The sequence below is a fragment of the Croceitalea vernalis genome (assembly GCF_031846405.1).
Classification (GTDB): Bacteria; Bacteroidota; Bacteroidia; order Flavobacteriales; family Flavobacteriaceae; genus Croceitalea; species Croceitalea vernalis.
In genome coordinates this window covers 345,453-363,113 of sequence record NZ_JAVRHU010000002.1, presented here as the reverse complement: position 1 = coordinate 363,113, position 17,661 = coordinate 345,453, and the positions used below count along the sequence as shown (strand labels likewise).

13 protein-coding genes are annotated in these 17,661 nt (G+C 37.6%); 3 read left to right on the top strand and 10 right to left on the bottom strand.

From position 1 onward, the window contains the following. Positions 1 to 357: 357 nt before the first annotated feature. The 6 genes from RM520_RS08040 to RM520_RS08015 all read right to left on the bottom strand — a co-directional run bounded on the left by RM520_RS08040 (position 358) and on the right by RM520_RS08015 (position 4,693). On the bottom strand, positions 358 to 738 hold the full coding sequence (locus RM520_RS08040) for a hypothetical protein (protein ID WP_311387626.1): 381 nt from the start codon (positions 736 to 738) through the stop codon (positions 358 to 360). 289 nt (positions 739 to 1,027) lie between these two features. Further along, on the bottom strand, positions 1,028 to 1,495 hold the full coding sequence (locus RM520_RS08035) for a cupin domain-containing protein (protein ID WP_311387625.1): 468 nt from the start codon (positions 1,493 to 1,495) through the stop codon (positions 1,028 to 1,030). Positions 1,496 to 1,504: 9 nt separating this feature from the next. Further along, positions 1,505 to 2,275: a carboxymuconolactone decarboxylase family protein gene (locus RM520_RS08030; RefSeq protein WP_311387624.1), complete on the bottom strand. Its 771-nt coding sequence runs from the start codon at positions 2,273 to 2,275 to the stop codon at positions 1,505 to 1,507. Between the two features lie 10 nt (positions 2,276 to 2,285). Next, complete coding sequence (locus tag RM520_RS08025; RefSeq protein WP_311387623.1) at positions 2,286 to 2,759, bottom strand: cupin domain-containing protein; 474 nt, start codon at positions 2,757 to 2,759, stop codon at positions 2,286 to 2,288. 10 nt (positions 2,760 to 2,769) lie between these two features. After that, positions 2,770 to 3,885, bottom strand: coding sequence for an alpha/beta hydrolase (locus RM520_RS08020; RefSeq protein ID WP_027067147.1), 1,116 nt, complete (start codon positions 3,883 to 3,885; stop codon positions 2,770 to 2,772). A 46-nt stretch (positions 3,886 to 3,931) separates the two neighbouring features. Continuing rightward, on the bottom strand, positions 3,932 to 4,693 hold the full coding sequence (locus RM520_RS08015; RefSeq protein ID WP_311387622.1) for a hypothetical protein: 762 nt from the start codon (positions 4,691 to 4,693) through the stop codon (positions 3,932 to 3,934). Between the two features lie 150 nt (positions 4,694 to 4,843). Between RM520_RS08015 and RM520_RS08010 the strand changes: the two genes are divergently transcribed. Together RM520_RS08010 and RM520_RS08005 are read left to right on the top strand one after the other, a co-directional pair. Next, entirely contained in the window at positions 4,844 to 5,758 is a 915-nt protein-coding gene (locus tag RM520_RS08010) for a helix-turn-helix domain-containing protein (RefSeq protein ID WP_311387621.1), read from the top strand. 380 nt (positions 5,759 to 6,138) lie between these two features. After that, entirely contained in the window at positions 6,139 to 9,339 is a 3,201-nt protein-coding gene (locus RM520_RS08005) for an AsmA-like C-terminal region-containing protein (RefSeq protein WP_311387620.1), read from the top strand. An 87-nt stretch (positions 9,340 to 9,426) separates the two neighbouring features. On the opposite strand, the gene RM520_RS08000 is transcribed toward RM520_RS08005, so the two are convergent. Together RM520_RS08000 and RM520_RS07995 are read right to left on the bottom strand one after the other, a co-directional pair. Continuing rightward, positions 9,427 to 12,342 carry a T9SS type B sorting domain-containing protein gene (locus tag RM520_RS08000; protein ID WP_311387619.1) on the bottom strand — a complete coding sequence of 972 codons (2,916 nt, stop codon included), beginning with the start codon at positions 12,340 to 12,342 and terminating at the stop codon, positions 9,427 to 9,429. 281 nt (positions 12,343 to 12,623) lie between these two features. Further along, the gene (locus RM520_RS07995; RefSeq protein WP_311387618.1) at positions 12,624 to 13,187 is read right to left on the bottom strand and encodes a DinB family protein; all 564 of its coding nucleotides are present in this window, start codon (positions 13,185 to 13,187) and stop codon (positions 12,624 to 12,626) included. Positions 13,188 to 13,372: 185 nt separating this feature from the next. On the opposite strand from RM520_RS07995, the gene RM520_RS07990 reads away from it, so the two are divergent. Continuing rightward, positions 13,373 to 15,421, top strand: coding sequence for a c-type cytochrome (locus RM520_RS07990; protein WP_311387617.1), 2,049 nt, complete (start codon positions 13,373 to 13,375; stop codon positions 15,419 to 15,421). 40 nt (positions 15,422 to 15,461) lie between these two features. On the opposite strand, the gene RM520_RS07985 is transcribed toward RM520_RS07990, so the two are convergent. Together RM520_RS07985 and RM520_RS07980 are read right to left on the bottom strand one after the other, a co-directional pair. Beyond that, on the bottom strand, positions 15,462 to 16,253 hold the full coding sequence (locus RM520_RS07985) for a 5'-methylthioadenosine/adenosylhomocysteine nucleosidase (protein ID WP_311387616.1): 792 nt from the start codon (positions 16,251 to 16,253) through the stop codon (positions 15,462 to 15,464). Continuing rightward, positions 16,244 to 17,548: an NCS2 family permease gene (locus tag RM520_RS07980; RefSeq protein ID WP_311387615.1), complete on the bottom strand. Its 1,305-nt coding sequence runs from the start codon at positions 17,546 to 17,548 to the stop codon at positions 16,244 to 16,246. The genes RM520_RS07985 and RM520_RS07980 overlap by 10 nt, the downstream gene beginning before the upstream one ends. Positions 17,549 to 17,661 lie beyond the last annotated feature (113 nt).

The window sequence follows — 17,661 nt, the reverse complement described above, 5'->3', positions numbered from 1 at the left end:
AAGGAAGAAAAAAATCAATAAAAATGGTAACAACTTTCGCTTTTAACCAAAGCTCAAGTTACATAACGCGGAACATTATAGAACATTTATAGTAGTTTCGTGTATAGCGCATTGCTGCGCTATTTGACATAGTTGCGTTATAAGCCCTGTTAAGTGGTATAACAAAGCAATTATGTAAAAACGAAACTACGACATGCTTATCTATAATCTTTTTAAGCCAGCCGCTTCATCTCGCCACTAAAACCAATCAGCCACTGGCTAATTCTTTTTGTCATGAATTTAAAAGCTAGCCTTTTAGATTCATTCAAAACTTTTGTATTCGGGGAAATGTGTGCAAGATTTTTTTCTACGAGATTCTCAGCCAATTGTCGCAACAGCTAACGGCAGTATTTTGGAAGGTCTAGTAGACCTTTTAAAATATGAACGAGATGGCGCGCGGGCATAGCGAGATAATTTCTTAGCCCTTGCTACTTCTCGTCTTGTTTGAAGTTTTTTTGAATGTGTTCCTAACATTATGTAAAATAGGACATAAATTTTAGAGATTAAGTATCTCTGAAATTTTGGGCCAGTTGTAGCGTTGGCATTCACTAGCACGGTGTTTATTGAAGTCTCTTTTCTTCTTTTCTTGATACTGCAAAGTATACTTTGAGCGAGATGATGCGGTTGGGAAACAAAAAAATGCAGCCGCTTCAACCCGCCACCAAAAGCAATCAGCCACTGGCTAATTTCTTTTGTCACGTAGATAATTTTAGAACAGGGCTGAGCGTAAAGAAAATGTACACAAAGTACATTTTTAGCGTAAGAGCCAGCTGGCGTGGTGGTGCTCAGTCGCTATATTCTAGAAATCATTTTAACTCTTAAGACCACTTTGAACTCTTTGAAACATTAAGATGGTCAACAAACATTGTAACCAGCCATCTAGAATATGGCCGCTCCCCTCGCCTATTGTTTAGCTAAAATTCTCTTAGGCCATAACGTTTACTTCAATAACCAACATTTTAGAAACTACTTTTGAATAGAAAATTATTCAGATACCATTATATTCTTCGTCTAAAACCGGTTTAAACCACTGCGCGGGTCCTTTATCGCGACTTGAAATTGCTATATGTGCCAACTCGGAATTTGGAGCGGCACCATGCCAATGTTTAATATTTGGTAAACACTTTATCGTCTCTCCAATGCGTAATATACGTTTGGGTTTTCCTTCTTCTTGATAGTAACCTTCACCTTGGGTTACGATTAATATTTGCCCTGCTGGATGTGAATGCCAATTGGTATGTGCAGCGGGTTCAAAAGTAACCAAACCGGCATACATGGTATTTAAACTGTCCGGTGCTGCCAACATATTTAACCATGCGGTACCTGTAAAATTCGAATTTTCTATTTTAGTCCCTTTCTCGAAAAGTTGAACTTCCTTTTTACTTTCCTTTGGCGTGTTACATGCTGTCAAAAGTATCAGTAAAATGGCAATAGTATAGTATCCAGTATTTTTCATGGTTGTATTTTATTCAGTTCGTCTTTTCAATACTTCTGTAAGGACTGTTTTTGTTGCAAAAACATTGTCTTCAGTTGTAGTAATCACTAAGGTTTCCGTAAACTCTTTCAATTGTTCGGCTTGCCAGCCAACGTTCAATGAAAGGTTTAAGTGGCTTCTTAGCATAGGCTCTAAACTTCCCAAACTTGCAATGACGGAAATGGTCACCAGTTCACGTTGTTTATAGGTAAGCACATCTCGCTCAAAAATATCCGCAAATAAATGCTCTTTAAGAAACCTGTCCATTTCGGGTGAAAACTTTTGGTATTCTGGTTTTCCATCTAACGGTCGTCCAACAAGTTCTTCCAAAATAGTCTTTCCTCGTTCATATTTGCTTCTAGAATCGTCAATAGTTGTGCCTTCTGGGCCCCATCCATCTTCTATACCTTTAGCCGTCCTTTCTTCCAGTACTACTAAAAGTGTTTGCAAACCGCGTATACTTCTTGGGAACCCGGCATAGGCGTACAAATGAACCAATACCTCTTTGGCTTCATTCACGGTTAGCTTATGATCTAATCCTTCATGGAGAACATCCTTGAGCTGAGATAAATTGCCTTGGGCAGTGTGACTTGCAATTTTGATCATACTTTTCTCTTGGTTGGATAAACCATTGTCTGATGTTGCTTGTTGCGCTATTGATTGACAGCTGATAAATAATACTAACCCGAAGAATATATTCGCCGTGCGAAAGATATTTTTTAAACGCATGATAGGTACTGGTCTTGATGACGTTACTTTCATTAGTGGTGAATTAGTCGTTCAGTTGATCGGCAACACTATCATAAAATTCTTGTGTTACCACTTCGGTCCATGTGGTGGGTTGTCCTCCTCCATAAATTGCTAAATAGGTAACATCACTATCTTTAGTGGAAGCATGCCAGTGCTCTGTTTCTTTATCACATTTGATCACATCACCTGCTTTAAGTATCACAGGGTCTTTTCCTCTTTCTTGATAATAACCTTCACCGTCTACGTAAATAAGAACTTGAGAGGTTGAATGTTTATGCCAGTCTAACGTAGAATTAGCCTTAAAAGTGGCTTTGGTAATATTAAAGTCGGTTTCATCATCAGCCTGTAATACACCGTTCAACCAAGCTTCGCCAATATAATGCGTATTGGGTGCTTTGAAGCCCTCGTCTTTGTATGAAGACACTTTGTAGTCCGTATTTTGGGCAAAAATGCAAATAGGAAGCATAAACAGTACTGTTGTAATTAGATTTTTCATTTCTTTTTTTTTAGTTTAATTTCTTTTCTTCTAGCCAATTGTACATCACATCGGCTATTTCTTGATTATTTAAATCGGACATGGGAAAGTGTGTATTTCCTTTGATTCCTATTTCTGGTAACACTACTAAAGTAACGTCACCACCAGCGTCATTTACGGTTTTTTTCCATTTACGAGCCATAGAAAGAGCGGCACGCCATTGGTCTTGACCAGGGTTTTCAACCTCAGTTTCAGGGATGTAATCCCCATAATAAATTACAATAGGAATCTTGGTCAGTTTTTGAAACTCTTCCATAGAAACACCTTTAGCACGTAATGTTCCGCCCACATAAGAAATGGGCTCAGGAATGTTATCTTCCGGAAAAACAAAATTACTACCAGGTTCGTACGCTACTATAGCTTTTATTCGATTGGTCTTTAGAGCGGCACTCCAACCTTGTCCGCCACTATGGGAATGAGTAACAAGGATTCCGTCACCAATTTTTCCGAATAATTGAGAAACCGCTTCAATATTAAGATTGATGTTTAAAGGTCCCGTATCTGGAGTACTACTACGGAAGAATTGATTTAAAGCTTCAGGGTCCTTAGAAAATTGAACGTTCGGATAAAAACGTTTACCCTCGCCCATTCTGAATATGCCGAACCACAGTTGGTCTTCAGTTTTAGCTTCCAATGTTTTTGGTTCTAAGCTTTGTCCTGCCAATCCCCTTCTGGGTTGATCTAATAAATAGACAGGATACCGTTTTTTAAGGAATATACTTTGAAATCCTTCCCTGCCATCTGGAGTGCTTTGCCAAGTTCGCATGGACTGACCGTAGCCGTGCCAAAACACTAGAGGAAGCTTACGCGGTTCCGTAGGAATTTGATAAAATACCGATGCGTGGTCACCATGCAAGGTCTGCCCTTCGGTACTTTGATTTGTGGGATTAAAAGCACCATGGGCAATGGGGTCAAAAGAGCCTGGACTTTGCTTAACCGAACCACCAACGGCAAAAGTCCCCTGTTTTTGAATAGAAATAATATCATTTGATTCAACAGGAGTATCTGCTATTTGCTTGTTTTGTTCATTACAGCCAATACATAAAAGTATGCTTGTAAGTACTAATGTATATTTTAGCTTTATCATGTATTACTTTGTTTTTGTAGTCATTTTAATAAGGGTATACCTTTTCTTAAATCTTTCTCTTTGTTGGAAAGCTATAGTTCAATAGCACGCTCCAAGTGAAATCATCATCGGGCAATATTTGGGTGCTTATGCCTTTATTTACAACACCTGTCAACGAAAATGGACATTGTTCTTTACCAATGGTCAAGAACGCTGAGGTATAATATCCGGTGAGATCGTCAGAGGTAATATAGTAAACTTGTGGTGTAAAATTCATATAAAACGATTCTGAAATGGGAATTTGACTAAAGGTAGCATTAAGCACCAAAAAATTAGTTTCTTTTACCCCTTCATCAAAACCGCGGGCATACAGGTAATACATACCAATACTAGTATGCTTTGATAATTTATAGCTGGGTACCACTTCGGCACCTAAATATCTTCTAGATTCTAAAAGTTCTTCGGTATTGCCGTTTCTGATAACATTTACAGTTCTAAAATTCAGTCCGGGATGCGCCCCTACCCTCAGTGAAAACTTTTCTTTTTCAATCGCCTTATAGCGAAACCAAAAAAGCATAGTCCACGGTTTGGCATCGAGAGAAAAACGCATGTCAGGCTCAAAACTTAACTTTTTTTTGGTGAATTTTAAATCGAACAGCAAAGCGGGATCACCTAAAGAAAAAGAAGGAACCAATGAAACGCCATTGTGGGTGATGCTAGCACTTCCTCTAAAGTCATCTAAAAACCTATAGTTTTCATCTTTTGCATTTTCCTGTGCATTAGCGGTATTGAATAACAGCAATAACATTAAAGTTCCTATCTTCTTCATTGTACATGATTACAATGTCAAAATTAGGCTAAGAACTTAGGTGCGGTACTACCCAAATAACGGATGTTTATACCATAATTACAGATAATACATATGTAGCTTGATGATGTGATCGGCAATAGGTTATCTTTATTTTAAATACAATGAGTTGTGAAGAATATTTTAGAAATTAAAACCATTGCAGACTACTTTAAATTAAGAAATTACGAAGTTCTGCATCCTTTGGTAGGTATTGTCGATTTTAAAAAGGTAAACCAATCCGGATATACCAATAAATCGTACGACGGATTTCATTACAGCTGTTATGCTATTTTTTTGAAAGATGCAGTGGGTTGTAAACTTAAGTATGGCGGTAACTCATATGACTATGACGAAGGTACCTTGGTTTTTATGGCGCCCAACCAGACTATTGAACTTGGCGGTTATGAACCGGGTTTTGTACCCAAAGGCTATGCTTTGTTTTTTCACCCAGACCTATTGCTGGGTACAAGTTTGGCAAAAAAGATTCACGAATTTAATTTCTTTGCGTACTCAAGTAATGAGGCTTTGCATTTATCCGCTAAAGAGCGAAAGCTAATCTTGAGTTTATTGGAAAAAATTCAGTTTGAATTGGAACAGCCCATTGATAAACATAGCAAGAAACTGATTGTGACCAATATTGAGCTATTTTTAGACTATTGCCTTCGTTTTTATGACAGGCAATTCATTACACGTGAAGTAGTGAATAAGGGTACTTTAGAGAAGTTTGATCATCTACTTTCTCAATATTTTTCATCGGAAAAGCCAAAAATTAATGGTTTACCTGCAGTAGCATATTTTGCGGATCAGCTTCATTTATCTTCCAATTATTTTGGTGATCTGGTTAAAATGGAAACCGGCAAATCTGCCCAAGAATTTATTCAAGCGAAATTGATAGATGTAGCTAAGGAAAAAGTATTCGACCCTAACAAATCAGTGAGTGAAATCGCCTATGAACTAGGTTTTAAATATCCGCAACACTTTAGTCGGTTGTTCAAACAAAAAGTAGGGCGTTCCCCTAAGGAGTTTAGGGCCTCTATTAATTAATTGAGGTTAAAACCATTTCACACACATTACACTCCCCTCCTACCGTCGGCTCGTATAATAAGTGTTTATTCATTGCTTGTTTATTGTTTTTTAATGGTATTCATGAAACTCGTTTGTACAAAGTTTGGCTATCACCTAACCTAGCTTGAACAAGGTTTGGCTCTCAGCTAACCTCGATTCTCGGTTTCATTACCTTTTTAGAAGGAAGTTTAGCAACAATTACTTTGCTTTACCAACACAAATTTTCATAATGCTTTAGTTGTCTTAAAAATATTTTAAAAGCTTACAGAAGTGGTTATATTTCACTCCAAACAATACGAAGGTCTACGAATTCGTTACTTTTAATAGACAATAGCACTACGAATTCAAATGAAACTGCTTTGAGGCTTAAAAAACGTTGGAAACGGATATTATTAGCAATCATCTTGGTCCCTGCCACAGCTATAGCACTAGTCTTGTTGTATGTGCAAAGCAACCAAGCAGAAATCATTAAAGGTGAGATTGCCCTACTCAACCAAGAGCATAAAGGCCTTATTACCATAGGCAATAGCAACTTGTCCTTATTTGGTAATTTTCCTGACCTGTCCATCAAAGTGTATGATGTTCAAATATTTGAGACTAAAGCGGACAATGCCCCGCTGATAATGAGTGTGAAAGATATTTATGTGGGCTTTAACCTTTGGGATATTGCCAGTGGTAACTACGACATACACTCCTTACTAATCGAAGATGGTGTTTTTAATATTGTGATCCATGAAGACAACACCTCAAACATCCAAAATTCTTTAGCCACCACCACTGAAGATGGCGCAGCCAGTACCAATATTCATTTAAATAAAATTCGTTTAAAGGACCTTGATATTCACACCCTTGATGAGGCTACCCAGACCGATGTTGAAAAGTTTATTTATGACGGCAAAGGCGGTTTTCGTATGAGTGACAACATCATAGCTGGCCATATTGATACCGAATTAGAACTGAATGTCATCAAAGATGGCGACACTACTTTTATCCGTAAAAAACATTTTGAAATACACACCGATATCGTATTTAATGAAACAACAGGGATACTTGATATAGCACCTTCAGGCATTGCAATGGAAAATGGTGATTTTGAACTTGTAGGGTCTATAGATACCAAAAACGATGTGGACCTAGACTTGAACATAAAAGGGACCAAGCCCAATTTTGATATGCTGATTGCTTTTGCCCCACCTGATGTGATTCCGTTTTTAGAGAAATACAAAAATGCTGGGGAGATTTATTTTAACGCTAGCATCAAAGGTGCCGCAAACAAGGGGAACAGACCTGCTATTAATGCAGAATTTGGTGCCGGTAAAGCTTTTCTAGAGAATACGACGAGTGCTAAAAAAATAGATAATATGGGCTTTAGCGGCCATTTTAGCAATGGCGCCAATAGAGCTGCTAACACCATGGAATTTTCACTGACCGATATGACCGCTTCTTTAGAAAAAGGAGAGTTTAAAGGTTCGCTTTTGGTAAAGAATTTTGATTCGCCCGAAGTTGATATGCAAGTTGATGCGGACTTTAACCTTGATTTTATTGCGGACTTCTTTGAGCTGCAACAGGTACAAAATGCCTCAGGGAATATTAAACTACAGATGAATTTTCATGATATCATTGATATTGATAATCCGAAAATGGCCTTGCAGCAACTCAATCAGGCTTACTACGCATCGTTGAAAGTTGAGAACCTCCATTTAGAAGCCGAAAATCTAATGGTTCCAATAGATAGCCTGAATGTAAACCTGCTCATGAAGGGTAAAGCGGCTACCCTTAAACAATTTGATTTGCTAATGGGTAATTCAGACATTGCTATTAATGGGTTTCTGTCTGACCTACCGTCCATAGTGCATCATACCAACATACCAGTTGAGGCGCATTTAGATATCACATCGGACTACTTAGATATTGCCGAATTGACAGGATTTACTGCTCAAGACTCCACACAAACCGGATTTGATGAACAGGTGAAAAACTTAAGCCTTGGACTTTCTTTTGTAGGCTCTGCCAAAGACTTTACCGAATCTGAATATTTACCTAAAGGTGAGTTTTTTGTGGACAGTCTCAATGCCAAATTAAAGCATTATCCCCATCGTTTGCATGATTTTCATGCTGATGTGTTACTAGATGACCAAGATTTGAACATTGTAGACTTTACAGGCTATATTGATGATAGCGATTTTCATTTTGATGGCTTGATTCATGAGTATGCGTTTTGGATGCAACCAGAGCGGAATGGCACTGTTGACCTAGATTTTAATCTTACCTCAAAAAAATTACGTTTAGAAGATGTTTTCTCATACAAGGGTGAAAACTATGTACCTGAAGAATACCGACACGAAATTTTTGACAACTTGGCGCTACACTTTAGCTCTAAAATGCAGTATACGGATTCTTCATTGAGTTCCATTGCTATTGCCCTTGACAAGTTAGATACGAAGATGGAATTGCATCCGCAGCGTTTTCATGATTTTAAGGGAAACATTACGTACGCCGAGGACCATTTAGTAATTACTGATTTTCATGGTGAAATCGGGACGACCAATTTTAATGTGGACCTGAATTACTATTTAGGAGAAGACCAATCGGTAAAAAAGCGTGATAATTCCCTTACGATTAGTGCGAATTATATAGATTTTGATGCGCTTTTTGATTTTAATGTAAGTCCCCCACCAACAACAGCATCTGAAGAAGTCACTACCGAAGATGTTCCTGAACATGCAGAGGCTTTCAATATTTATGAATTGCCATTTACCGACATGCGCTTTAAAGCGGATATTGCACATTTCATATATCATAAGATTGACTTGCAGAACATTAAGGCAGCTTTAAGAACGACCCCTGATCATTATATTTATGTTGATACGCTGAGCATGGATGCTGCTGGTGGAAATATTCGTTTAAACGGTTACTTTAATGGTAGTGACCCCAAACACATTTATATGCAGCCCGATTTGGTTATGACCGATGTGGATTTGGAAAAATTACTTTTCAAGTTTGAAAATTTTGGGCAAGACCACTTAGTTTCTGAAAATCTACAAGGAAAGCTCACCTCTAAAATAAGTGGCAAAATACGGGTATACCCCGATTTAGTGCCTGATTTAGACCAGTCCTCCATTGAAATGGACGTAAAAGTACTGAACGGGAAACTAAAGAATTACGACCCGATGCTAGCGCTTTCAGATTATATGGGTGATAAAAACTTGCGTAATATTCGGTTTGATACCTTACAAAATACCTTGGCTATTGATAAAGGAAAAATCAAAATTCCTGAAATGGCGATTGAATCTACCATTGGCCATATGGAACTCTCCGGGACGCATGATAGCAATCAAAATATTGATTACTACTTGCGTATACCTTGGAAAACCGTACGACAGGCCACTTGGCAAAAACTGTTTGGCGGCAAAAAGAATACTGTTATTGAACAAGACCAGGTAGATGAAATCGTTGAAGTAGACCCCAACAGAAAAACCAAATTTCTCAATCTGAAGATTCAAGGCACTATAGACGATTACAAGGTTTCGTTACGCAAGAAAAAGAAAGGTGACGATTGATTGTGAGGATTTTAGAATTGAAGAATTAGAGAAGATAGAAAGTACCAAACTTTTTCCTCAATGAGTTTTAATTTGGAAATAATTGATTTAATAAAGAAGACTGAAGTGCCCTGTTTTTATTGAACCATCTTCAAAAACAACTTTGAACCAATAATCAGTTGACATCACTCTTAAGCCCCTACTATTAGTGCCATCCCATGAATCATCAATTCCATTTATAGTTTTAATTAATTGACCATATCGGTCGAAAATATAGAGCGTAAATTCTCTATTAGTAGACCCATTTAATTGCCAGAAATCATTAATATTATCGCTATTAGGAGTGAAAAATCTAGGATAATCTAATACAGAAAAAGTGGTCTCTAAAAATCCACAACCATTTATTTCTCTAACAAATAAATTATAATCCCCTCCTAATAATGAATCGAATGTCTCGTTTGATTGAAATTCAATACCATCTAAGGAATATTCAAACATTGCTGGAGAATCAATAATAATGGTTGCACTGTTGTTGCTGCTAAATTCGTTAACCTCAATTTGATAGTCAGTTATAGGAATAGCATCAATATTTGTGATAGTAATAGTTGCACTTGTCTCTACATCGCATATAGTGCTGCTTACTGTATAGGTATATTGTTGAAAGGTATCTTCTGTAGGATTATAAATTGATGTTCCACTATTTAAATTAGGATTCCATTGCCCACCAATATCAGGATTTCCATCTATTAGGCTCAATAAGTCTATAGGAGGGCTTGTATTACAAATTTCCAAAGTTGTATTCATACCTGCATTGGGGACGGCAATAAATTCCACTTCAATAATTGAACTGCTTGTACACTGACCATTAGAAACGATATATTCATAACTACCTGCGATATCTTGGTCTGGGTCGAATATGTTGGTCCCACTAGATAAAGATGGACTCCAAATACCATTTATATCTGGATTACCAGTCATGGCATCAAAAAGATTAAAAGAATCATTATTCTGACATAACTCAATATAGCCATTATCTCCACTATTAACTCCAGGTAGTATACTCACCAATACATCACCGTTTATTAAACCACATGGGCCATTTGTGCTTGTAAAGGAATAAGTCCCTTCGATATCAATTTGAGGGTCAAAAATATTGGTGCCACTAATTAAGTTTGGACTCCATTCTCCTTCATAATCAGTTATGTTTTCTGAAAAAACTGTTCTTAGGTCAAAACTTGACCCTGATCCACAAATTTGAATATCAACATCATTTAACGTCAGGCCTTGCTCCCCATTAAATTCAACTGTTACTGCGGATGAATCGCTAAGGCAGCCGTCTGTGTCATAAACGCTATAAGTATATACTCCTGGCATATCGGAACCAGGATTAAATGTATCTCCATTATTGGTCAAATTAGGAGACCAACTACCACCGGTATCCGGATTATAAAGTAGGCTGTCAAATAAGTTAAAAGGGGCTCCAGACTCGCATACGGAAATGCAATTATCTTCTCCAGCATAGCGTCTACCTGAAGTACTACCCATATCAAAACTATATTTAGCCATAAATATCTCATTTGGACCATTTTCTAATAGTATGGTCGCATTTGGTTCACCATCACCCAATATCAGAGTATTCCTAAAATACCCTGTTACGTAAACCTCACCAACATTTCTAACATCAATGGCTGCGGCTTGTTCCCAATCATTAGAACCCGCTCGTGCAGCACCTAAGAATTGTCCTTTGTTATCATAGTTCGCGATAAACAAGTCACCTGCACCGTCATGTGGTAAGAAAGTTTCATTGCACTTGCCCTGATCTATGATAACCTCACCACCATAATATCCAGCTACGTATATATTCTCAATATTATCAACAGCTACTGCTACGCCTCTATCACCGCCAATACTTTTGATAGTCGAGTGCCACACATAATTTCCGCTTAAATCAAAAAGTATTGTGATAATTTCATCATCAGAAAAAGCCTCAACGCTTACACACTCTGTGAGATCGCTATCCCAGGCATAGGCCCCCGTATAAACTAAGCGGTCTGAACCTACAACCTTAATATCACCACTTATATCAGGACCTGTCTGTAAAAAAGGGCTTTTTGCCCACTGTAAAACACCATTCAAATTGTACTTTGCGATGAAAGCAGACTCGTTGACACCACTCAAGAAAGTTTCTTCTGGTAAAGATTCAGCAAATGTACAGGTGTAAAAAAAGTTTCCTGTGATATAAATATTTCCAGCGTCATCAATATCTAGATTTTTGGCTCCATCAGGATTTTCCCCACCCGCTTTCACAACCCATTGAAGACTACCATTGGAATCGTATTTGGCGAGGAAAATATCTAAACTCTGAGTTAATAATGTGGTTTCGTTTACTTCGCCTTCTCCGAAAGTAACATTGCCATTGACGGCACCTGTTAAATAAATATTGTTAGACGAATCTGTTTTTAATCCAGCGCCCCCTGGAGCATCATCATTTTCTCCTCCAAAAACTTTTGCCCATTGAAAATTACCATCTTCATCATATTTGGCAAAAAAAGCGTCTCGATTGCCGGCTGGAGCGGCATATGTTGTTTGAGCGGCAGTTCCGACTCCAAAAGTAATTTCACTACCGAAAAAACCAGCTATTAAAATGTTATTATTTGTATCTAGGGTAATTACATTACTAGCTACGCCACTATTATTTGCTTCAATTTGTTGTGCCCAAAGTAAATTACCAAATGCATCATACTTTGCAATAAAAGCTCCATTAACAGTTAAAATAGTCTCATTAATCTCACCTTCACCAAAAATAGAACCAGTAGATCCACTCGACATAATTCCGGTGATATAACTATTACCCAAATCATCTGAAACAATAGAATAACCTTGATCCAAGGTAGAATCGACCGAATCACTACCCGCTTTCTTTGCGAAAGACAATTCTTGGGCAAATAATGGAACAAAGTTTAAAATAAACAATGCGGAAAGGATAAAAGATGTTTTTAGCAGACTAGACAGGTTATTTACCATTTGGTTAGTTTGGTGGCAAAAAAAATAATTCCTAAGAGTTATTTTGAATAACGAATATTTTTAGCTAAAAATATAAGGGACAAAGAATTTTTCATAAACATGTGCTCAAAAAGCAATTGTCAAGATGAAGAACCTTAACAATTAAGTATTAAAGAATCTAATGAATACTCCAACATCGTAAGGTTTAAGACATATTCTGATTCTTTTAATAGTGGTGATTTCAAGAACGAATTTAGCAAAAGCGGTTACTTTAACTTAAATACGTTAGATTCAGATTGTACTTATTTAGGCAAACGATTCTTTATCGTTGCTATTTGCCCCATATGATTTGCTGAATGTTCCATGACATGGTACCAGATATATTGGTAGTTCAATCCGTCTTCTAAATTTGAGGCGAACCATTCATCATCTTTGGTTTTGAGTCCTGTCAAAGTTTTTGCACGGACTTCATCCCATAATTCTAAATAATAACTAATCGGTTTATCTTTGAGCATACTTTTGACGTCTTCATTAATTTCCCCTGCAACTCCATACCTAGCAAGCTCCTCCTCTGTCCAGTCTCGACCTTCCAATGTGGCTATTTGGTAATACGACTCCGTTGAGACCAGATGCATGACCAACGAGCCTATGCTATTCGCATCAGCATCATATAAGAAATCAGTTTGTGATTGATCTAAGTCTTTAACTTCTTCGGTAATACGTTCTTTTAAATCTTCTAACATATAGACCATTTGTCCAATCTGCGGTGTATAACCCTCAACCGAGTTAAATTCGCCCTGCGCGTTCAACAATAGTATCGGCACTAAAAGCATTAAAAAGCTGGCTTTTGTTTTCAAAGATTTCATAGCAACATATTTAAATGAATCTGTTCTCAGCGATAGCTATTCAAAGTTACCATTTCTTTCTTTTAATAATTTCTTAAATTTTTGACTTAAGAGCTAATAGCTTTGTTATGATAGGTTTAAGCTTTGACATATACCATATATCAAAAAGGATAAAATATTATATTTACTAGTATAACCACATACCAATGAACCACCAACCGACCTTTGACCAAAGCTTAAAAAAGCTACTAAAACTAGTTTTTGCCCTTGTTAATCTTGTTTTTATTGTCTCATGTGAATCTAAAGAGGAACCTAAACCCTTTTTAACGGGCTTGGGTATGGGCATTGAAAAAACAACACTGCAGGTAGACAATATTGAAGAAGCGATTACTTTTTATCGTGATTCTCTTGGCTTTTCTATTCGTGGGGAAGCATCGGAAGGGAACTTTGAAGGTTCTTTAACCATGGCCATTGGCATGGGCGATATGACCACCTTTGAGTTACTGGCTAAAAACGATACGCTAATAGCTGACAGTATAGCACCCATACTGAGAAATCAGACTCCAAATGGTATTCGCTTTTTTGCGCTTTCTAGTTCTTCGGTTGACTCCACCTTTGCAGGACTCTCATCCGTTGGCATGCAACTAGATTCCACTAAAGAATATCGACGTTCTTCAGCCCCAGCAGAGGGCTGGTCAAGGGATACGGGCGAGTCACAACGCATGAGTCTCGATTTTGATGCTGAAGCCCCTCCGGCTTACTTACCTCGATTTATAGAAAGAATAGGCAGTAGTTATGTTAAAGCTAGAGAAGATTGGAAAAGTTACTACATATTTACTCGGATGTATGGTACACATCCTAATGGTGTTGTGGGTACTTCAGCCATAAAGGTTGCCGTACATCATCTTGATTCGATTGCCCAACAATATAATACTATGGGTTTTGAAACTCTCGAAGCGACCGATTCTATTGTCAGGTATTCGATTTTTAAGAATCAGGAGTTGCATTTGGTTTCTGCGGAACAAGACAAAGGCGCTAAAAACTATTTGGCCAACCGCACCGATGGAGTTTATGCCTTAGAGTTTGATGTGGTAGATATTGACTCTACATACCAATATTTTAAGACTGAACTACCTGAAACTGCTTATAGCAAAACCGCAAATCGATTAACTATTAACTCAGAACATGCTTTTGGCGTGCAATTAGAATTCGTTCAAGAACCGGAAAGTCAGGCTGTTTTTGCTAAAACCTATTCCTTTATGGGTGAAATGGATACGCTGGCCGTAAATCATGCAGCCGGCCTGTATAGTAAATATTGTGCCTTGTGCCATGGTGAAGACCGTCAGGGTTATACTGCAGATCATGCCCCTTCATTACGCTCAAAATCCTTGCTGGGCACCAGTATGAATACTAATTTTTTACGCTATACCGTGCAATTTGGAAGGGCTAACACAGCAATGGGTGGCTACTTGGATAAACAAGGCGGTCCAATGGAATATATTGAAATTGAATTGTTACTAGCCTATTTGAACAAGATGGCAGAAGTGGAGAGTCCGATAGAACTTTCTAGAGAACCCATTGCCGGTGATATCACAAAAGGAGCAGGATTATACGAAGCAAAATGCGCTGTCTGCCATGGTAATAAAGGAGAAGGTATTACAGCTCCAGCCCTAGCAAACCCCATGCTACTGGCAACAGCAACCGATGATTTTCTTAGATATGCCATAGCAGAAGGAAGAGACGGTACTCCAATGTTAGCGTTTAAAGATTCGCTTTCGGATAAAGACATTAATAATGTGACTGCTTTTCTTAGAAGCCGGGCCTCAGGTTGGGACAAGCCTCAGGAACTGGATTCTATCAAAGTACCAGAGCCTGAAGAGTATGTACTAAATCCGGATAGCATAGCTCCAGTTTTTAAGCTACGTGAAAATAAGTTTGTGGCCGCCGAACAAGTTAATAAGGCATTCACAGAAGGGAAGCGCATGATCATACTTGATGCTCGTTCTGAAGTGGCTTGGCGACAAATGCACATTCCGGGAGCAGCCCCTGTGCCCTACTATTCAGAACCTGATGAGTTTATTGATGACATCCCTAACGACGGCACCCAGATAGTAATCTATTGCGCTTGTCCACATGCTGCCTCAGAACGTGTTTTGGCTACCCTAAGGCGTTATGGCTATGAAAATACTGCTATTATAGATGAAGGTATCTTGGTTTGGGCACAAATGGGATTCCCCGTTAGAAGTGGAAGTTGAAGTTGAAATAACCTTAGTAAAAACCTAAATCTATAAAATTCTACTCTTCAAGCAAACCAAGTACCATATGAGCAGAATTTATGGCAGCTACTTCAACAAACTTTAAATAATCTGTTTGTGCTTTGGTATTTGCATTATCACTACAACTACGAATAATGATATAGGGTAAATTTAGCATTGTACATATTTGAGCAACTGCTGCCCCTTCCATTTCCGTAGCTATTGCATTAAATTTTGTATTCAATTCTTTAGCTTTTAGCGTGTCACTTATAAAATTATCTCCTGTAGCAATGGTGCCAAAATAGAACTTGGGTAGCCTATTATTGAATGGCTTCAGCTTTAATCGTGAAGAAACCTTTTCGCTCTTTTTAAATAAAACTGGGTCAACATCAAGATAAAGTGGGTTTCTATTATTTTTTTCCTTTAAATTTCTTGTGGGCCAAATTTCGAATTCTCCATTTTTCAGTTTTCCAAAATCATATTGAATCAAATTATTTGAAATCACAATATCACCTGGTTTAATTTCAGGGTGCAAACCACCGGCCACTCCTGTAAAAATGAGACTCGTCACGTTAAAATTCTCTACTAAAATTGCAGTGCAATAAGAAGCATTCACTTTACCCACTCCAGATTTGAATAGCACTACTCTTTTATTTTTAAGTTTTCCTGTAAAAAAAGTAACTCCGCTTTTTTGAATTTTCTTTTTGTTTTCTAACTCTGATTTTAGAAACTCAATCTCTTTATCCATAGCACCCATAATAGCTACTCGCTGCCCTTGTGCCATGTAAATAACAAAAAAGAAGGCTAGAACTATGGTTTGTTTTAAAGCCATAAGAAAAGAAGTGAAAAGGCATTAATAATGAGCAATACAGGATTAATCTCCGACTTTTTACCCACAAAGAATTTCAAGAGTGTGTAACTCAAAAATCCAAAAATGATACCCGTAGTAATACTATAGGTCAATGGCATGAGAATCATAGTAAAAAATACAGGAATTGCCTCATCGGGTAAACTCCAGTCGATTTTAGTTAAGGGTTTCATCATAAAATAACCTACTAACACCAAAGCTATAGAGCTTGCGATACTTGGAACAATCGACAATAAAGGAGAGAAAAACAAAAAAGGCAAAAACAAAAGGCCTGCAGTTATAGCAGTAAGTCCCGTTTTACCTCCTTCTCTTATTCCCACAGCTGATTCAATATAAGTAGTACCTGAACTGGTACCTACCAAACCTGAAAAAATTGTGGTCAGTGCATCAACTAAAAGTGATTTCTTTAAATTTTTAGGATTACCCTCAGCATCTTTATAATCTGAGGCCTCTGAAAGCCCGACCATAGTAGAAAGACTATCAAACAAATCGGTAAAGGCAAAAACAAAAATTATAGGAAGAAACGAAAACTGCAAGGAGTCAACTAAATTCACCTTCAAAAAGGTGCTAAAATCTGGCATAGAAAATATACCTGAATAGTTTACAAGCGTTGGTAATTCTGAACTCATTACTGCTGTTTCTCCCCACCACCTTCCAATAGGCCAGGCTATAATAGTAGTAAAAAGAATGCCTAAAATCATTGCTCCAGTTACTTTTCTAGCTATTAAAACAGCGGTAAGACCTAATCCAATTAAAAACGTCAAACAGATGGGGTTTTTAAGGGAAGCCATACCCACTAAAGTTGCGGAATCATCAATGATGAAGCCCGCATTTTGAAATCCAATAAAACAAATGAAAAGACCTATACCAGCGGCAATAGCATAACGCAATGAATGTGGAATTGACTGTACAATTTTATCTCGTATTTTTAAAATGCTCAAAATCAGAAAAAGTATTCCAGACCAAAAAACTGCGCCTAGCGCTGTTTCATAACTCAGGCCTAAGCCTAAAACAGCAGTGTAGGTAAAGAATGCGTTAAGCCCCATTCCTGGTGCAATTACGAATGGATTTTTAGCATAAACACCCATTAAAACGCTACCGAAGGCACATACAAGTACGGTTGATGTTACTGCCGCCGAAAATGGCATTCCAGTGTCAGAAAGAATAGCAGGGTTTACAATTACAATATAAAAAGTGGCGAGAAAAGAGCTCAGCCCTGCTAAAATTTCAGTTCGTATTAATTTATTTTTTGTTTTCAAGACCCTCTAAAATAGCACTAAGTGATTAATTTTAAGTACTATTCGCCTAATTTTTAAGTGTTATTATAAAATCAAAACTAGGATCCTTTGATTTTAATAATTAAATATAAAAT

Coding starts and splice junctions, on each gene's coding strand:
- RM520_RS08035 (WP_311387625.1), bottom strand. CDS start 1,495: ATGAAAAATACTGGATACTATACTATTGCCATTTTACTGATACTTTTG.
- RM520_RS08030 (WP_311387624.1), bottom strand. CDS start 2,275: ATGAAAGTAACGTCATCAAGACCAGTACCTATCATGCGTTTAAAAAAT.
- RM520_RS08025 (WP_311387623.1), bottom strand. CDS start 2,759: ATGAAAAATCTAATTACAACAGTACTGTTTATGCTTCCTATTTGCATT.
- RM520_RS08020 (WP_027067147.1), bottom strand. CDS start 3,885: ATGATAAAGCTAAAATATACATTAGTACTTACAAGCATACTTTTATGT.
- RM520_RS08015 (WP_311387622.1), bottom strand. CDS start 4,693: ATGAAGAAGATAGGAACTTTAATGTTATTGCTGTTATTCAATACCGCT.
- RM520_RS08000 (WP_311387619.1), bottom strand. CDS start 12,342: ATGGTAAATAACCTGTCTAGTCTGCTAAAAACATCTTTTATCCTTTCC.
- RM520_RS07995 (WP_311387618.1), bottom strand. CDS start 13,187: ATGAAATCTTTGAAAACAAAAGCCAGCTTTTTAATGCTTTTAGTGCCG.
- RM520_RS07990 (WP_311387617.1), top strand. CDS start 13,373: ATGAACCACCAACCGACCTTTGACCAAAGCTTAAAAAAGCTACTAAAA.
- RM520_RS07985 (WP_311387616.1), bottom strand. CDS start 16,253: ATGGCTTTAAAACAAACCATAGTTCTAGCCTTCTTTTTTGTTATTTAC.